Below are 15,536 nucleotides of genomic sequence, written 5' to 3'. Positions count from 1 at the left end.
CATCTGTAAGCAATCACTATACCACAAGTGCTATTGTATCGAATTACCTGTACTTTGGGTTATTCGCAGCACTTCTTTTGCGCTTAATAGTGCCTTCGGGCAGTTTTGATGGCTTGGCTGGAACTGATTTGGAATCGGCTTGTCCTACATAAGTAAACTCTAGTATACAGCCTCTGTAGCTTACACTATGCGGGTCTTGCGCAGAAGGGCCCGACGATATGGCGTTGCTATCAACCGCCAGGTAAATGCTTTTTCCGCCTGGGGATACAGCTATATCCCTGTAACGTACGTTGCCTTTAAAATAATTTAAGGTATCGCTAATAATTTGGTTGCCTTCAGCGTCCAATTTTAAACGTAACAGTTTACTGCCCTTTAAAGCAGGCAGTAGCAGCGAATTTTGCCAGCCTGGTATAGCCGCCGATGTATAAACTTCTATACTGCTTGGTGCTTCAGATGGCCACTCGGTGTCCTTCCCGGTCTTGTTTTTTACACCTTCAAAAAGATTTTGTAAAAAGTTATGGCTATTGGGGTAAAGTGTTTTGATTGGATTGCGATATAATGCTAAGCCAATTTCTGCTGCATTTTTCTTTTCATCAGTAATTAACGGATACGTTGTGTGCCATGTACCGGGAAGTATTTCTTTATCTGAAACACTGGCCGCTAATCCGTTGTAGTTGCCATCCGCATAGCCAATAATAAGGGGATGCCCGTAATTTTTTCCCTTCTCCACAATATTAATCTCATCATCAGAATAGGGCCCATGTTCAGACGAATAGATTCGACCTTTACCGCCAATAACGGCGTAGCTTAAACCTTGGGCATTACGGTGCCCGTAGCTCCATACTGCGTTTTGCCGGCTATTGTTAAACGGATTGTCGTTAGGTATCCAACAATCAAACTTACCTGCGTCTGTATCGGGCTCAACATTAAAGCGCAGTATTTTGCCTTCGTAGTAGTGCGTATCCTGTGCATGATTAGGGCGACCGCCATTATTAAATTGCCCGGCGCCTAAATCGCCAACGGTATAAAAAAGATAATCTTTACCGTTAATAGGTGCTATCATCAACCTGCCACCATTATGATCATTACTACCGGGTATGCTGTCACAAAGTATTATGGGATTAGTAAGCTTTTGTTCGGCTGCCTGGTACTCGTATCTAACAATGCGGGTTGTGAAATAACATCCTCGTTCACCAATCTTACATCCATTGCCAGTACTATCGGCACCTGCAAAGTCGTATATATAGGCCAGGTAAACATAGGGCTTACCTTTAAGTATGCCGGGATGCAGAGCCATACCCATAAGCCCGCCTTGGGGCCATGGCTTGCCACCACTAACCTCTTTTTTCATTTTATCATATCGTGGGAAATTCTTTTCCCGGCTCAGATCCAGCAATACAGTTTTGGTGCCGTTTGCCGGGTCGATTCGGCTTACCCTGTAGCCGCGGGCCTCGGTTACCCATAGCTGGCCGTCGGGACCATAAGTTATCTCCCATGGATCGCTTAACTTATCGGCCACAATGCGTACCGCAAATTTTTCATGCATGGGGCCTTCAATCACTTGAGCATTTGCATTAGCCATACAACTAATTGTAAGTATTAGGGTAAATAATTTCTTCATGGTTAATTTTTAGACAATTAAAAGCGCGTAGTTGTTCTGAATACCACCATGTAATAAGCGGGTATTTTTTTAAGTTTGCTGATATGGTTAATAAACTACCTGAGGTTTGGCTGCGTGGACCGCTTCCTGATATGCCTGCGTTGCTGCAGCCTGTTGCTCACGCCTTGTTACAGGCACGTGAAGAAGTGGAAGAGTTAATGAATGATTTTCCTGCGGAGCTGCTGTGGTTAAAACCTGCCGGTATGGCTTCACCTGGGTTCCATTTGCAACACCTGGCCGGAGTGTTAGACAGGTTATTTACCTATGCACGTGCAGAAAGTTTAAACCATGCACAACTTAGCGCTTTAGCCGCCGAAGGTAAGCCTTCGGCGGAAACTTATAACACCTGGGAACTGGTTGAGCGATTTAACCAGCAGGTAGACATTGCCATAGCGCAGCTTAAAAGCGCCAGTGAGCTTGAACTGACCGACGTTAGGGGCGTTGGCCGTGCGCAGGTACCTTCTACCGTTATAGGGTTATATATTCACTCGGCCGAGCATACCATGAGGCATGTAGGGCAATTACTGGTAACGGTAAAGGTTTTACTGGCTGGTTACTGATGATTGTATTGTGCTACTATCGCCTCAAGCTCCGCAAAATTTTGAATGCGGTGGCTGGCCTGCTCATCTTTAAACTCGTTTTGACGGTCATACAGCACAGTAGGCGTGCCCAGGTCCTTTCCGGCTTTTATTTCCGAGTCAGGGTCGTCGCCAATCACTAGTACTTCCTCTGGCTTATACCCATGTCTTTTTAAAATACTTTCAAAAACCTCTTTTTTGGTATCTTCAGATTTTTCAGGGTCGTTAACAGATGTTTCTTTGAAGTCCTGATCAAGGTTCAGCATTTTGATTTTGCCTTCCTGCATTTTTGTAAAGCCCATTGTGACCAAAAATTTGTCTACCTCAAACGGCTTTACCAGCTCGTAGTCGCTAAACGCTTGCATAGGTATGTCCACTTCAGTTTCGCGAAGTATGTCTGCGCCCTTTTTGGTCAGCTCATCATTAAAGCCATGTTCTTCGGCAATTTTTTGCCAGGCTTTCTTATTCATCTGCATTTTAATTTCCGGCAGCTTGTTCTTGCCAATTTCCTGCTGGTGCTCCTCGAGTAATTGGTATATTGGCTTAAATACAATATGTGCAATAGAGGGAGCCGGGTATATGGTGTTATCCAAATCCAGAATAAATGCTTTGATCATCGTTAAATATTTAGAACTTCAACAAACGCATTAAGTAAGAGTTTAAGATACTTTCATAAAACACGCTCTGATAACAACATTACGCACTGCCAAGAGCGGTTTGCGATGGTGTTTTAAATTTATACCGATACAATAGCAGGTATCCGGCAGCAGATATCATGCACAGGCCGCTAGTTACCCACCATAAAAATGCATAGCCATTATAGTTAATTAACACGCTGCCTAAAGCGGGAGCTATAATTTGTGCTGTTGACCACGACATGCTATACAGCGCAGCGTATTGGCCTGTATTTTCGCTCGTTGCGCGGGATATCCAAAAAGCGTTAGTGAAAGGCATACTCATAATCTCACCCATTGTTATAAACAGCACAACTATCAGCGCCGACCATAAAAAGCCAGGCAATAAGTTTGTTATTGCAAAGCCAATACCCGTTAGCATTACGCCCAGGGCAATGTAAGTAAGTGCGTGCTTTTTTCCATCCAGTTTATGTACCAGCACCATTTCAACAGCGATAATAAGCAATCCATTAACCGACATGAGCATGCCTATAATGGTTTCGTTAAAATGCCACTGTGTTTTATAAAAAACCGGTTGCATAGTAAACAATTGAAAGAAGGAGATAGAAAATAGCACCGTTAATAAAAGGAAAAGTAAATATATGCCATCCTTGTAAGCAGAAGTACCTTTGGTGTAGCCTTTAACTTTGGCCGTTATAGATTTAACTACAGCCGTTCTTGGCATTAGCTTTAGCAAAAGTAACCCTGATAATATATTAGTGCAGCCATCTACCCAAAAAAGCAGGTGATAGTTTACTGACGCTAAAAACCCGCCTAAGGCGCCGCCGAACGCCCAGCCCAAATTAACGGCAAGCCGGTTTAATGAATAGGAGCGGGTGCGTGTTTGGGGCGTGCTGTAATGTGCTACAGCGGTTGAGTTGGCCGGTCTGAACGCATCATTACAAACGCTTAATATAAAGGTAATTATACAGACCGACCAAAAACCGGTTTGGAATCCCAATAGAAGAAAAAGTAAGCCGCCGCTAATGAGTGCGCTAAACTGCACGTCGTAAAAGCCATACTTGTCGGTTATTTTGCCGCCCAGGAAAGCTCCAACCAAAGAGCCTACACCAAACATAGACATTACTACGCCGGCTTGTGCTATGGTAAAGTGCAGTTGCTGCGTGCAATAGATTGTCATGAAGGGCAGCACCATAGTACCACTGCGGTTTACCAGTAAAACTAAAGCCAGAAACCAGCTATTGCGCGATAAGCCGCTATAAGCGTTTCTGTACAATTGAGCGGTGTAAGCTAACATAGTGTAAGTAGAGGTTGAATCTTTGTTTTGAATTTAGTGTCAGACTGGCTTATAGCAAAAAACCCACTGCCTTTAACGTAAAAGCAGTGGGTTTTGTAACAGTATCGGTTATCTAGTAAATCAGATCCGTGTTATGTCTGCACCTAAAGCTTTTAGTCGTTCGTCAATATGTTGGTAGCCGCGCTCAATTTGCTCAATGTTGTAAATTGTTGATTGGCCCTGAGCTGAAAGCGCTGCAATTAGCAACGATACTCCGGCACGAATATCAGGCGATGTCATTGAAATACCGCGCAGTTGTACTTGCTTATCCAAGCCAATTACCGTTGCACGGTGCGGATCGCACAAAATAATTTGCGCACCCATATCCAGTAACTTGTCTACAAAGAACAAGCGGCTTTCAAACATCTTTTGATGGATTAAGACAGAACCTTTAGCCTGTGTGGCCACAACCAGCACAATACTTAACAAATCGGGGGTAAAGCCAGGCCAAGGGGCATCTGCAATAGTCATGATGGAACCGTCGATGAAGGTTTCTATTTCATAATGGTCCTGAGCGGGAATGAAAATATCATCACCGCGAAGCTCCAACTTAATACCCAGGCGTCTGAAAGTGTCGGGAATGATACCCAGCTCTTTGTACTGAACATCCTTAATAGTTATTTCTGAACCTGTCATGGCAGCCAAACCAATAAACGAGCCTATCTCGATCATATCGGGCAGCATGCGGTGCTCGGTGCCATGTAGTTCGGTTACACCCTCAATGGTTAGCAGGTTAGAGCCTATACCGGTAATTTTTGCGCCCATGCGGTTCAGCATTTTGCAAAGTTGTTGTAGGTAGGGCTCGCATGCCGCGTTATAAATAGTGGTGATGCCTTTTGCCAGCACGGCAGCCATAACTATATTGGCAGTACCAGTAACTGATGCTTCGTCTAGTAAGATATAAGTACCCTTAAGGTCAGATGCATCTACCTTAAAGAAACCGTCCTCCGGATTATAATTGAACTGTGCGCCCAATTTTTCAAATCCCAGGAAGTGGGTATCTAAACGGCGGCGGCCAATTTTATCGCCACCCGGTTTTGGAATTGATGCTTTACCGAAACGAGCCAGCAGTGGACCAACAATCATGATTGAACCACGCAGGCTTCCGCCTTTGGCCTTAAAAGCTTCTGACTGGAAAAAGTCGAGGTCGATGTCTTTAGCTTCAAAGCTATAGGTATCGGCAGAGAGGTGTTCAACAATAACACCCATATCACCTAATAGCTCAATTAGCTTGTTAACATCCTTTATGTCCGGAATATTGCTGATTGTTATCTTTTCGCTAGTTAAAAGTACAGCCGATAATATCTGTAGGGCTTCATTTTTAGCGCCCTGAGGTATAATTTCGCCTTTCAAAGGTTTACCACCCTGAATTACAAAAGCATTCTTCATAATAATACTATAGTGTTTAACAGACACTATGGCCGGTTTAATTTCTGCAAAGATGAAATAATAAATGCAAAAAACGATAATTGGTTTGCGCAGGCCAAATTGTATTCAATATAGCTCACTGCCATTTTTGAGCAATAATGGCCTGCTTAGGTAAATAACAAAAGCTTCTCTAAAAGCGGCTTTCTGCTTGAGCTCAAAACAAAAAGATCAGAAGCTCGATCAATTAATATTTGCGCTGGCCACCGCCGCCACGATTTTGGTTGTTACTGCGCTGGTTGTTGTTGCGGTTTTGATTATTATTGCGATTTTGCTGCCCGCCGCCGCCATTGCTGCGGTTTTGGTTGTTGCTGCGGCTCTGGTTATTGCCGCGTGTGTTTTGAACCGGTGCGCGGTAGTCAACCTTGTTCAAATTAACATTTTCTTCTAACCGCAACTCGCCGTTTGACAGTTCGCGTAAATCGGCCAGGATGCTTTCGTCAGTTACTGAATCTTTGTTCCATTGAACGTAAGCCATTTTCATAAAATTGGCTATTGCCTGTACCATGTGTTGCTTGCGCGCCGGTTCATCAATACTTTTGGCTTTAGCTATCATCAGCTCAATGGTTTTTCCATAGTGCTTGTATTTGATACGTTGATTGGGGTACCCAAGCGGCTCTGGCCTTAAGTGAATGGCTTCCGGCGACGGCAATGGGTAAGGTGAATCAACGTCTATTTTGTAGTCGGATATAATGTGCAGGTGATCCCAAAGCTTGTGTTTAAAATCGGCTACGTCGCGCAAGTGCGGGTTTAAAAAGCCCATCAGTTCAATAACAACGTTAGCATATTTGTTGCGCTCTTCTTTAGTGGGCAGTGCAACTATATATTTGACCATGTTTTGCACATTGCGGCCATATTCGGTTAAAAGGAGTTTACTGCGGGTTGAGTTATAATCAAATTCTCCAGGCGTAAGTTTTGCAGCCATGTAATTGTTTAAATAAAAAAATTAGTTCCGTGCCTGTGCCTCAATAAGTATTCGGAGAGGATGGGAGCAACAGTGTTTTGATAAGTTAATGTAATTTTAACAGAGTAACGCAAATATAAACTAAATTGTGTTAGTTATACCTATATAAATTTGACCTGATTGTAATAATTACACCTTTTTAATGAATTGCCGGAAACGATATACCTTTTATATTGCGATAAAGCTCTACAGCATACAAATCCGTCATCCCCGAAACGAAATCTAACACGCTTTGAATTTTTGAGTACAGATCGGCATTAGGAGTGATGAACTGCTTGGGTATTAACTTAACCAGCTTATTATGGTAGCTAGTACTATTGTGAAGTACGGCTGGTATAAACTCTTCAAGTAAACCGCCCATAACCTTGTATCCGGCTACCTCAATTTGCACCACCGATTGATAGTTGTATATCTTTTGAACTGAAATCTTACTGATAGCGTTCCATGGCGTCAAAAACGGTTCCTCTAACGCGTCGGTAAGGCCCTGGTTAAAATTGCCACTTAAGATACTGTCTTGATTGTCCATGAAAATTTTAGAGCAGGCGGTAATAAGGTTGTTGATCGCCTTGGCACGCATGATGCTTACTTTGGCGTCTTCGTCCTCAAATTCAGTTTCGAGCCAGTTTGCCATGCGTGTACTGTTACAAATGGGCATTAGCAGTTCCTTAATCTGAGCGTAAGATAGTATCTTAAGCCGGTGTGCATCTTCCAAATCAATGATGCTGTAGCAGATGTCATCAGCCGCTTCAACCAAATAAACCAGCGGATGGCGTTTGTAAATCAGTGGGCTGCCCTGTACCTTAACAAGCCCCAAATCTTCGGCAATTGCCTGGAATGACGTTTGTTCGGATTGAAAGAAGCCATACTTCTTTTGATGGATATTGCCCTTCACGTGGCCGGCAATGGCAGCACAAGGGTATTTTACAATTGATGCAAGCGTTGTGTAGGTTAGGGCAAAAGCGCCGTTACCTTTACCGGTAAAAGGATGGGTGAGCAGTCTAAAAGCATTCGCATTTCCTTCAAAGTGCGTAAAATCCTGCCATTGTTCGTCGGTTAATTTGGGCTTAAAAGCTAAACCATCACCATCGGTGAAGTACCGGGACAATGCTGATTCGCCAGAGTGGCCGAATGCAGGATTACCCATGTCGTGAGCCAAACAGGCTGCAGCTACCATATTGCCTACCTCGCTGATGAGGGGCAGGCGCTGGTCCAAATCAGATTCTTGCTTTTTAAGATTTTGATAAAATATTGTACCCAGAGACCGACCAACACTGGCCACCTCCAGGCTATGCGTAAGCCGGTTGTGCACAAACACACTTCCGGGCAAAGGGAATACTTGCGTTTTATTTTGTAAGCGCCTAAAAGGTGATGAAAATATAAGGCGGTCATAATCTTTTTGAAACTGCGACCTGGCTTTGTCATGATCCTGCGCTTCGTTATTTTCAACTCCCCAGCGCTTGGCCGAAATAAGCTTTTCCCATTGCATCATATAGCGGGCAAGTTACAATGAAATTTGTACGTGTGAAAGTTTTGCTCTATCCACAAAAAAAGCCGGCTATTAGCCGGCTTATATGGTATTGTTTTTAATTACTGTTAAAGCAATTAACTATTACTCAGTTCTGCGTAGTGTTTATAAAAAAGCGGAATAGTTTCAATGCCCTTGTAGTAATTATATATATCGTATTTTTCGTTTGGAGAGTGCAGTGCATCACTGTCTAAACCAAAACCCATTAGTACGGTTTTAATGCCCAGTTCTGCTTCAAACAATGCCACAATTGGAATGCTGCCACCCCCGCGGGTTGGTATAGGTTCTACACCGAATGCTTCGGTTATAGCTTTTTGGGCAGCCTGGTAGGCTACACTATTGGTAGGAGTAACCACAGGTTCGCCGCCATGGTGTGGCGTTACTTTTACTTTAACGTAAGGCGGTGCTATACGATTAAAGTGATCGGTAAAGAGTTGCGTTATCTTATCGGAACTTTGGTTAGGCACCAAGCGCATTGATATTTTTGCGTTAGCTTTTGATGGTAATACTGTTTTAGCACCCTCACCAATATATCCACCCCAAATGCCGTTTACCTCAAGAGTAGGACGTGTTCCTGTACGTTCAAGGGTTGAATAGCCTTTTTCGCCCCAAACTTCGGCGATATCCAGATCTTTCTTGTATTCTTCCTCATTATAAGGCGCTGCGTTCAAAGCGTTGCGCTCGTCACCAGTTAGCTCAACAACATCATCGTAGAAACCAGGTATAGCAATGTGATTGTTTTCGTCGTGGAGAGAAGCAATCATTTTAGCCAGTATGGTTGCCGGATTAGCCACTGCACCGCCGTACACGCCTGAGTGCAAATCGCGGTTAGGGCCAACCACTTCCACCTCAAGGTAGGAAAGTCCGCGCAAACCGGTTTCTAATGACGGTGTTTCCATGCTCAGCATTGAAGTGTCAGAAATAAGCACCACATCTGCTTTGAGTCTTTCTTTATTTGCTTTTACAAATAGGCCAAGGTTATTTGAACCAACTTCTTCCTCGCCCTCAATCATAAATTTGATGTTACAAGGCAGGGTGTTGGTTTGCATCATCAACTCAAAGGCTTTTACGTGCATGTAAAATTGGCCTTTGTCATCACATGCACCGCGGGCATATATTTTACCATCGCGAACGGTTGGTTCAAACGGTGGCGTTTTCCATAACTCCAGCGGATCCGGCGGCTGTACGTCATAATGGCCGTAAACCAAAACTGTTGGTTTAGAAGCGTCAATAATTTTTTCCCCATAAACAATGGGGTAGCCGGCCGTTTGGCAAACCTCAACATTATCAGCGCCGGCCTCTTGTAATTTGGCCGCAGTATAATCGGCTGTTTTTAAAACATCGTCTTTATACTTCGGGTCGGCACTAACCGACGGGAAACGCAGCAGGTCAAACAACTCGTCGAGCAAGCGCTGTTTGTTGTCCTCTATGTACTGTTTAATAATTTGCATACTTACTTTACTAAAAAAGCAAATATATAATTATATACATGCTAACAGTATATAAATTAAACCAGTGATTATCTCAACGTTAATAAAACCGGGCAGTAAACAATAGCGAGAACATGTTACAAAATCTATGCTGTAAGTGTGAATTGAATTCACATTCTACTCACAAAAGTTGTACAGCCGTTGCGCAATAATTAAATAATATATAGTTTTAAAGCTATTATTATATTATGCAAAGAGCTTACTGCCTTCACTTATCATATAATACTACTTTTAGGAAGTATTATAATATATCAAGTATTGTTATTTTAAATACCACCGTCGGCAGTACCTAAATTGCTTTTAATGTTTTTAGTATTAGCCTTGCTTAAAGCCGCTTTTGCTTCAGCTAATTTGATTGCAGTTACAGTACTATTTGTCAATACGTTAGTTGGCTTAACCTGATTGCCGTGACCCCAAGTATATACGCTACCCGATGCAATAAACATTGCTGATAAGATTAATATTTTTTTCATGGTAAATGTAAATAGTAAGTTGAGCTGAGATGCTTATTATCTAGGTTTTTTGGTTGGTGGGTAATCAACGCCGCCATCTCCAACGCCAAGTTTACCATCAACGTTTGTTTCGCTGTCTAAGGTTTCTTCTGTAGCAACTTTTTTATTTAGACTGGCTGGTGCAACGTCGCTCTCTTTAGTACATGAAGAGATAACTCCTGTAGAAACAAGTAATGCAGCAATAACGAAAATCTTTTTCATATCAGTTTGTTTAGTAGTTAATTATGTCTGTTATATAAAGTAACACTGCAAATGTAAAGAAGTTTTTACACATTCAAAAAAAAATTAAAAAAATATTTTTTTCGCACTTTGTGCCGCGCATTCTAGTATATTTATGACATTTGATGCGTGTTAGTGAAATACAACCTTTAATGAAGAAGATTTTTACTTTTCTAGTCTTGATTCTTGTTTCATCATTAGCCTCAGCGACGCTAATTAACAGGGCGCAGGATACTACAGAAGTGGTAAATCTTTACATACGCGGCTACGAAATGCGCATGACTGATGCAAGGCAAACCATCAAGTATGCAGATCGTGCGTTAAGCATTGCTAAGAAGTTAAACTACTCTAAAGGTGTAGCTAATGCATACCGTGTAAGAGGTATTGGGGAGTATTATATAGGACATAGTGAAAAAGCTATCGAAAACTACCTCTCGTCACTGGCTGCGTTTCAAAAATCAAACGATGCACTAGGTGAAGCTCGTATTTACTTGAATATTAGCTCTTTATATCTTGACGTAGACTATGATAAATGCCTGGAGTATTTAAATGCCGCTGTAAATTTATACCATACAAAACATATTGATAACAAAAATATTTTAGCGTCAATTTATCTGAATTTTGGTAACGTTTACCAATTGCAAACTAATTACAGTAAAGCTTTGGTTAGCTATACAAAAAGCTACGATATTATTCGGCAGATAAATAATCCGGCTTTAAGTATTACAGTTATGCAAAATCTGGGTGTTATTTATTCAGCTACGGCTAATTATAGTAAAGCCAAAGAGTATTTATTCAAAGCTATTGAGCAAGCCAAGATTCTTGATTTGAACCAGCCTGTAGCACAGATTAACTTGACTTTAGCTGAAATATATATAGCAGAGGGAGATTTTAAGAAAGCAGAGGAGTGCTTAACTGAGGGCAAAGCTTACTCTGCGCTAAGTAAAAATGAAAAGATAGATCATAGCTATCAGATTACTTCTTACTTACTCGAATTAAAACGTAAAAATTTCGAGAAGGCGCTAAACTATCTGCAAAGCATTTACAGGCAGGATAGCATTGATTACAAGTCGCGCAACTCAGCAGCGTTAAGCTTGTACCAGGCTAATTACCGGCAAGAAGAACTTAAACGTAAAAATGAACAGATGATGCTCAAGAATGAGCAAATTATGCTTAAGCAGGAATATGCCAGAAATACCATGATTGGTACGGTTATACTGGCTGCCTTTTTAACCCTTGTAATCGTTTTACTTGTTAGCAACGTTAAGCGTAAGGCCGAAACTAATAAAAAGCTTACCGAATTAAATACTGAAATTTCTAATCAAAAAGATAATCTGGACAGGATCAATCATCACCTTGAAGAGATTATAGACGAGCGCACCAAAGACCTTCAATTAAAGAACAGGAAGTTGTCTGATTATTCTTCACACTTGTCTCACCAGATACGTGGCCCTATAGCTACACTTAAAGGTTTAATGAACCTTGAACGCGAGGGTTTGGTAAGTCAGGAAGAATGTATTCAAATGATGATTAAATGTGTATCTGAGATCGACGACAAGATCATCGACATGAGCGATATGTTGCACAATCCTCAGCGTGCCGGCATGTAGGTTGGCTTATGTTGGGGCTAGTAGATTAAGCTATTCTTAATAGCGGCAAACTTGAATGAATTTGTGCTTCCAATAATCCTAAATATACACAATACCAGGCCACCATTTGCAGTATAAGCAGTTTGCGATGACGGCGATAGCCTTGTGTCTCAAAAGCCAATTTCTTATTCCCTGCAGTTACATAAAAGCTTACCTCTCCTTTACGAGGCTTATATGTAGAACTAAGTAAATCTATTACGGTTACTTTAAGTTTAGTATCCGGGTCGTGGATGGTACCTAATTTTAAAGCTGCATCAGTGGACGTGGATAATAGATAATTTCTCATTACAACTTAGTATTGTTCTAAGCTGTACTTACAATTATTACTCCAAATACTATTAAAAAACTTTTTTAGAAGAAAATGCCGCAATAATTGATTTTAAGTAAACGTATTTAACCTAACGTTTAATCAATTTTGCGGCACAACTTACCTTACTAGGTTACTATCTTATTTACGCAACAGAAGTGTCACATAAAGCAAACAAAGCACGTATTTATACGGCGATTGATTTTTTATTGTGTAACTCTTCGTACAGCTCAATTACTTTGCGTTGCAAGTCTGCAATCTCCGCTTCACGGTCGGTTAGCTTTTTTTGTGCTACGCTCATGCTTGTGTACTGCTTTTCGGTATCGGTTAAGCCTAAACCTAATAATTGTACCACGCTGATTTCGTAAATGCTGGCTATTTGCTCCAGGCGCGAGAGGTTGACATCGGTTATACCGGTTTCAATTTTTGAAAAGGCGGGTATTGAAATACCTAAACGGTTTGCTACATCTTCTTGGCTCCAGCCGCGTTGATGGCGCAGTGTGCGAATGTTGTTGCCAACAGAATTTACTGCTTTGTTGTTGATTAACGGACTCATAATTTTTGTTTAAACACCTATTAGGGAAAAGGGGTGTTTAAACATTAATTCAAACCAGATGCCATCAATTGGAAAAGCCCATAACAGTGCGTTAAAGAGGGTTTTTAATTCTTATTAGTTAAAAGTGTTGATTAAATTCCCCACAAAATGGGTAATTGATTTAATTATTTACTCACTTTGAGGCAATATTTACCTTTTAAGTTATATCAATTACTTAATTATTAATGATTTTAGTCAATTAGGCACATTAATGTTTCTTGTACATCATCATTTAAAAAAATTAACTAAACACAAAAGGCAGTCCAAACGGACTGCCTTTAAAATAATCTAATGATGATGCTACTCTACAATGCGCAGTTTTGCAAATTTTAGCAATAGCTGTTTGTTGCCTATTTCTTTAAAAAAGATGGTTGCTTTTACATCTGGCTTATTACCCTCCAAATTGATCACTTTGCCGTAACCAAAACGCTCGTGTTCAACTTCCATTCCAACTTGTAGTTTAGAAGTGTCAGAAGGGGCGAAACCTGCAGAGGGCACGTGTGCCTTTGCCAAAAGCGAGGTAGTTTTAACAGTGGCTGGTGGTTTAGGCTTTGAGAATGTATCGGCATTACGGCTCCATGCTTTGCGATCGTCATCAAAGAAGGGGTTGCCGGTTTGCGGTTTGGCCTTAAAGTCGAGCTCCAAATATTGAGCATCTATTTCATCTAAAAAGCGGCTTGGCTCGCAGTTTATTAATGTGCCAAATTTAAAGCGCGAAGTTGCGTAGCTTATTGTAAGCTTATTTTCAGCACGGGTTACAGCCACATAAAACAGGCGGCGCTCTTCTTCAAGGTCGCTGCGCGAATTAAGCGACATTTGCGAAGGGAACAGGTTCTCCTCCAAGCCTACTACAAATACATGCGGAAACTCCAACCCTTTGGAGGAGTGGATGGTCATTAAAGATACGGTGTCAGCGTCCGGGTTCTTGTCGTTATCATCGTTAGTAAGCAAGGCCACATCCTGCATGAAAATATCCAGGCTGCGGTCTTCAATATCTTCACGTTCCGAAAACTCTTTGATACCATTCAATAACTCCTGTATATTTTCATACCGGTTCAAGCCCTCTACTGATTTATCTTCATAAAGGTCTTTCAACACGCCCGAATGCTGTGCAATGTGCAGGGCGGCATCATAAGCCGATAAAGTTTGCGTTATAACCTGGAAGCTTTGTATAAGCGTAGAAAACACACCAACAGCACCCGCACTGCGGCCATCCAGGTATTTAGAAGGTTCCTTTACAACCTCCCAAAGCGTGGTGTCGTTTTGCCCGGCGCTTAGGATGATGCGATCAATTGTAGTATCGCCAATGCCACGGCGGGGATAATTAATTACACGTTTAAGTGCCTCCTCGTCATTAGGGTTAAAAGTAAGCCTGAAATAGGCAATTAAGTCTTTAATCTCTTTACGCTGATAAAAAGAAAGGCCACCGTATATCTTGTAAGGAATATTCAGCTTTCGCAAACCTTCTTCCATTGAACGAGACTGGGCGTTGGTACGGTATAAGATAGCGAAGTCGTGCCATTTTAGGCCCTTCGTGGTGCGCTCCTGCATAATGGTTTCGGCAATGGTCTTGCCTTCCTCATTATCGCTAAAAGCCCGAATTACTTTTATCTTATCTCCATGATCTTTTTCGGAGAAAACGTTTTTCTTAAGCTGTTCCTTGTTATTAGAAATGATGCTGTTGGCAACATTTACAATATTTTGCGTAGAGCGGTAATTCTGCTCCAGTTTAAACACCTTCAGATCCGGGTAATCCTTCTCAAAGTTTAATATGTTTTGAATGTTGGCACCACGAAAGGCATAAATACTTTGCGCATCATCACCCACTACACACAAGTTTTCATTAATGGCAGCAAGCTTCTTTACAATCAAATATTGCGAAAAGTTGGTATCCTGATACTCATCTACCATCAAGTACTTAAACTTGTTCTGGTATTTGTAAAGTACATCTGTATGCTCTTTAAGCAGGCGGTTGGTTTGAAACAGTAGGTCGTCAAAATCCATAGCGCCAGATTTAAAGCAGCGGGTGGCGTACATTTCATAAACCTTACCTAAATGGCCACGGCCGTTCGAAAAATCGTCAGCTTGTATTTGCTCATTTTGCTGGTACTCCTGCCACGATACCAAATTGTTTTTAGCAGCCGATATGCGGTTGTACACATAGTTGGGGCTGTACAATTTATCATCAAGGTTCATTTCTTTCAAAACGGCCCTTAACACGCTCTTACTATCGTCTGTATCGTAAATGGTGAAATTGCTTGGGTAGCCAATCTTTGTAGCCTCAACCCTTAAAATTTTGGCAAATACCGAGTGAAAGGTACCCATCCAAATGTTTTTAGCTTCAGCACCAACAACCTTACTAATACGCTCCCGCATTTCTTTGGCGGCCTTGTTGGTAAAAGTAAGCACCAATATGTTAAAAGGGTCAACACCTTTATGTATAAGATGGGCAACACGGTAGGTAATTACCCGGGTTTTACCCGAGCCGGCACCGGCAATAATCATCACAGGGCCTTGTATTTGCTCTGCGGCAGCCCTTTGCTGCGGATTTAATCCCTGTAAGTAATCCAAAATCTTCTCCTCGTTTTCTTAAACTGCGAAATTAAAGTTTTGGTGCGAAAGCCCGAAAGATAATATCAGA

Annotated in this window: 14 protein-coding genes; 2 read left to right on the top strand and 12 right to left on the bottom strand. The window is 41.6% G+C overall.

Annotation, left to right across the window (positions count from 1 at the left end):
- Positions 1-43: 43 nt before the first annotated feature.
- The gene (locus ABDD94_RS13205) at positions 44-1,621 is read right to left on the bottom strand and encodes a PQQ-dependent sugar dehydrogenase (protein ID WP_345952640.1); all 1,578 of its coding nucleotides are present in this window, start codon (positions 1,619-1,621) and stop codon (positions 44-46) included.
- Positions 1,622-1,704: 83 nt separating this feature from the next.
- On the opposite strand from ABDD94_RS13205, the gene ABDD94_RS13200 reads away from it, so the two are divergent.
- Entirely contained in the window at positions 1,705-2,220 is a 516-nt protein-coding gene (locus tag ABDD94_RS13200; protein ID WP_345952639.1) for a DinB family protein, read from the top strand.
- Here the strand turns inward: ABDD94_RS13200 and ABDD94_RS13195 are convergent.
- The 8 genes from ABDD94_RS13195 to ABDD94_RS13160 all read right to left on the bottom strand — a co-directional run bounded on the left by ABDD94_RS13195 (position 2,214) and on the right by ABDD94_RS13160 (position 10,326).
- Positions 2,214-2,855, bottom strand: a complete 642-nt coding sequence (locus ABDD94_RS13195) for an HAD family hydrolase (protein ID WP_345952638.1) — start codon at positions 2,853-2,855, stop codon at positions 2,214-2,216. The genes ABDD94_RS13200 and ABDD94_RS13195 overlap by 7 nt on opposite strands.
- Before the next feature lie 79 nt (positions 2,856-2,934).
- Positions 2,935-4,170, bottom strand: a complete 1,236-nt coding sequence (locus tag ABDD94_RS13190) for an MFS transporter (RefSeq protein ID WP_345952637.1) — start codon at positions 4,168-4,170, stop codon at positions 2,935-2,937.
- Between the two features lie 120 nt (positions 4,171-4,290).
- A complete protein-coding gene (gene murA / locus ABDD94_RS13185; protein ID WP_345952636.1) occupies positions 4,291-5,598 on the bottom strand; it encodes a UDP-N-acetylglucosamine 1-carboxyvinyltransferase in 1,308 nt (435 codons plus the stop codon).
- Between the two features lie 223 nt (positions 5,599-5,821).
- A complete protein-coding gene (locus ABDD94_RS13180; protein ID WP_345951621.1) occupies positions 5,822-6,559 on the bottom strand; it encodes a DUF4290 domain-containing protein in 738 nt (245 codons plus the stop codon).
- A gap of 178 nt (positions 6,560-6,737) precedes the next feature.
- Positions 6,738-8,084, bottom strand: a complete 1,347-nt coding sequence (locus tag ABDD94_RS13175) for a deoxyguanosinetriphosphate triphosphohydrolase (RefSeq protein ID WP_345955986.1) — start codon at positions 8,082-8,084, stop codon at positions 6,738-6,740.
- 116 nt (positions 8,085-8,200) lie between these two features.
- Positions 8,201-9,574 carry a dipeptidase gene (locus tag ABDD94_RS13170; protein ID WP_345952635.1) on the bottom strand — a complete coding sequence of 458 codons (1,374 nt, stop codon included), beginning with the start codon at positions 9,572-9,574 and terminating at the stop codon, positions 8,201-8,203.
- Between the two features lie 305 nt (positions 9,575-9,879).
- Entirely contained in the window at positions 9,880-10,086 is a 207-nt protein-coding gene (locus ABDD94_RS13165) for a hypothetical protein (protein WP_345952634.1), read from the bottom strand.
- Positions 10,087-10,122: 36 nt separating this feature from the next.
- Positions 10,123-10,326 (bottom strand): hypothetical protein, encoded by a 204-nt coding sequence (locus ABDD94_RS13160; protein WP_345951624.1) that lies wholly within the window; start codon positions 10,324-10,326, stop codon positions 10,123-10,125.
- A gap of 170 nt (positions 10,327-10,496) precedes the next feature.
- Between ABDD94_RS13160 and ABDD94_RS13155 the strand changes: the two genes are divergently transcribed.
- On the top strand, positions 10,497-11,954 hold the full coding sequence (locus ABDD94_RS13155; RefSeq protein WP_345952633.1) for a tetratricopeptide repeat protein: 1,458 nt from the start codon (positions 10,497-10,499) through the stop codon (positions 11,952-11,954).
- Positions 11,955-11,979: 25 nt separating this feature from the next.
- Here ABDD94_RS13155 and ABDD94_RS13150 read toward each other — a convergent pair whose 3' ends face one another.
- The 3 genes from ABDD94_RS13150 to ABDD94_RS13140 all read right to left on the bottom strand — a co-directional run bounded on the left by ABDD94_RS13150 (position 11,980) and on the right by ABDD94_RS13140 (position 15,466).
- Entirely contained in the window at positions 11,980-12,279 is a 300-nt protein-coding gene (locus ABDD94_RS13150; protein ID WP_345951626.1) for a hypothetical protein, read from the bottom strand.
- A gap of 208 nt (positions 12,280-12,487) precedes the next feature.
- Positions 12,488-12,856, bottom strand: coding sequence for a helix-turn-helix transcriptional regulator (locus tag ABDD94_RS13145; RefSeq protein WP_345951627.1), 369 nt, complete (start codon positions 12,854-12,856; stop codon positions 12,488-12,490).
- A gap of 339 nt (positions 12,857-13,195) precedes the next feature.
- Positions 13,196-15,466: a UvrD-helicase domain-containing protein gene (locus ABDD94_RS13140; protein ID WP_345952632.1), complete on the bottom strand. Its 2,271-nt coding sequence runs from the start codon at positions 15,464-15,466 to the stop codon at positions 13,196-13,198.
- Positions 15,467-15,536 lie beyond the last annotated feature (70 nt).

The sequence above is a fragment of the Mucilaginibacter sp. PAMB04168 genome, assembly GCF_039634365.2.
In the GTDB taxonomy this organism is placed as follows: Bacteria; Bacteroidota; Bacteroidia; order Sphingobacteriales; family Sphingobacteriaceae; genus Mucilaginibacter.
Note: the sequence above shows the minus strand (reverse complement) of the source record. Positions and strands in the feature narration are given on the sequence as shown.

Bases quoted from the DNA above. Each gene is read 5' to 3' on its own strand.
- ABDD94_RS13205 (WP_345952640.1), bottom strand. From the start codon at position 1,621: ATGAAGAAATTATTTACCCTAATACTTACAATTAGTTGTATGGCTAAT.
- ABDD94_RS13200 (WP_345952639.1), top strand. From the start codon at position 1,705: ATGGTTAATAAACTACCTGAGGTTTGGCTGCGTGGACCGCTTCCTGAT.
- ABDD94_RS13195 (WP_345952638.1), bottom strand. From the start codon at position 2,855: ATGATCAAAGCATTTATTCTGGATTTGGATAACACCATATACCCGGCT.
- ABDD94_RS13190 (WP_345952637.1), bottom strand. From the start codon at position 4,170: ATGTTAGCTTACACCGCTCAATTGTACAGAAACGCTTATAGCGGCTTA.
- murA (WP_345952636.1), bottom strand. From the start codon at position 5,598: ATGAAGAATGCTTTTGTAATTCAGGGTGGTAAACCTTTGAAAGGCGAA.
- ABDD94_RS13180 (WP_345951621.1), bottom strand. From the start codon at position 6,559: ATGGCTGCAAAACTTACGCCTGGAGAATTTGATTATAACTCAACCCGC.
- ABDD94_RS13175 (WP_345955986.1), bottom strand. From the start codon at position 8,084: ATGCAATGGGAAAAGCTTATTTCGGCCAAGCGCTGGGGAGTTGAAAAT.
- ABDD94_RS13170 (WP_345952635.1), bottom strand. From the start codon at position 9,574: ATGCAAATTATTAAACAGTACATAGAGGACAACAAACAGCGCTTGCTC.
- ABDD94_RS13165 (WP_345952634.1), bottom strand. From the start codon at position 10,086: ATGAAAAAAATATTAATCTTATCAGCAATGTTTATTGCATCGGGTAGC.
- ABDD94_RS13160 (WP_345951624.1), bottom strand. From the start codon at position 10,326: ATGAAAAAGATTTTCGTTATTGCTGCATTACTTGTTTCTACAGGAGTT.
- ABDD94_RS13155 (WP_345952633.1), top strand. From the start codon at position 10,497: ATGAAGAAGATTTTTACTTTTCTAGTCTTGATTCTTGTTTCATCATTA.
- ABDD94_RS13150 (WP_345951626.1), bottom strand. From the start codon at position 12,279: ATGAGAAATTATCTATTATCCACGTCCACTGATGCAGCTTTAAAATTA.
- ABDD94_RS13145 (WP_345951627.1), bottom strand. From the start codon at position 12,856: ATGAGTCCGTTAATCAACAACAAAGCAGTAAATTCTGTTGGCAACAAC.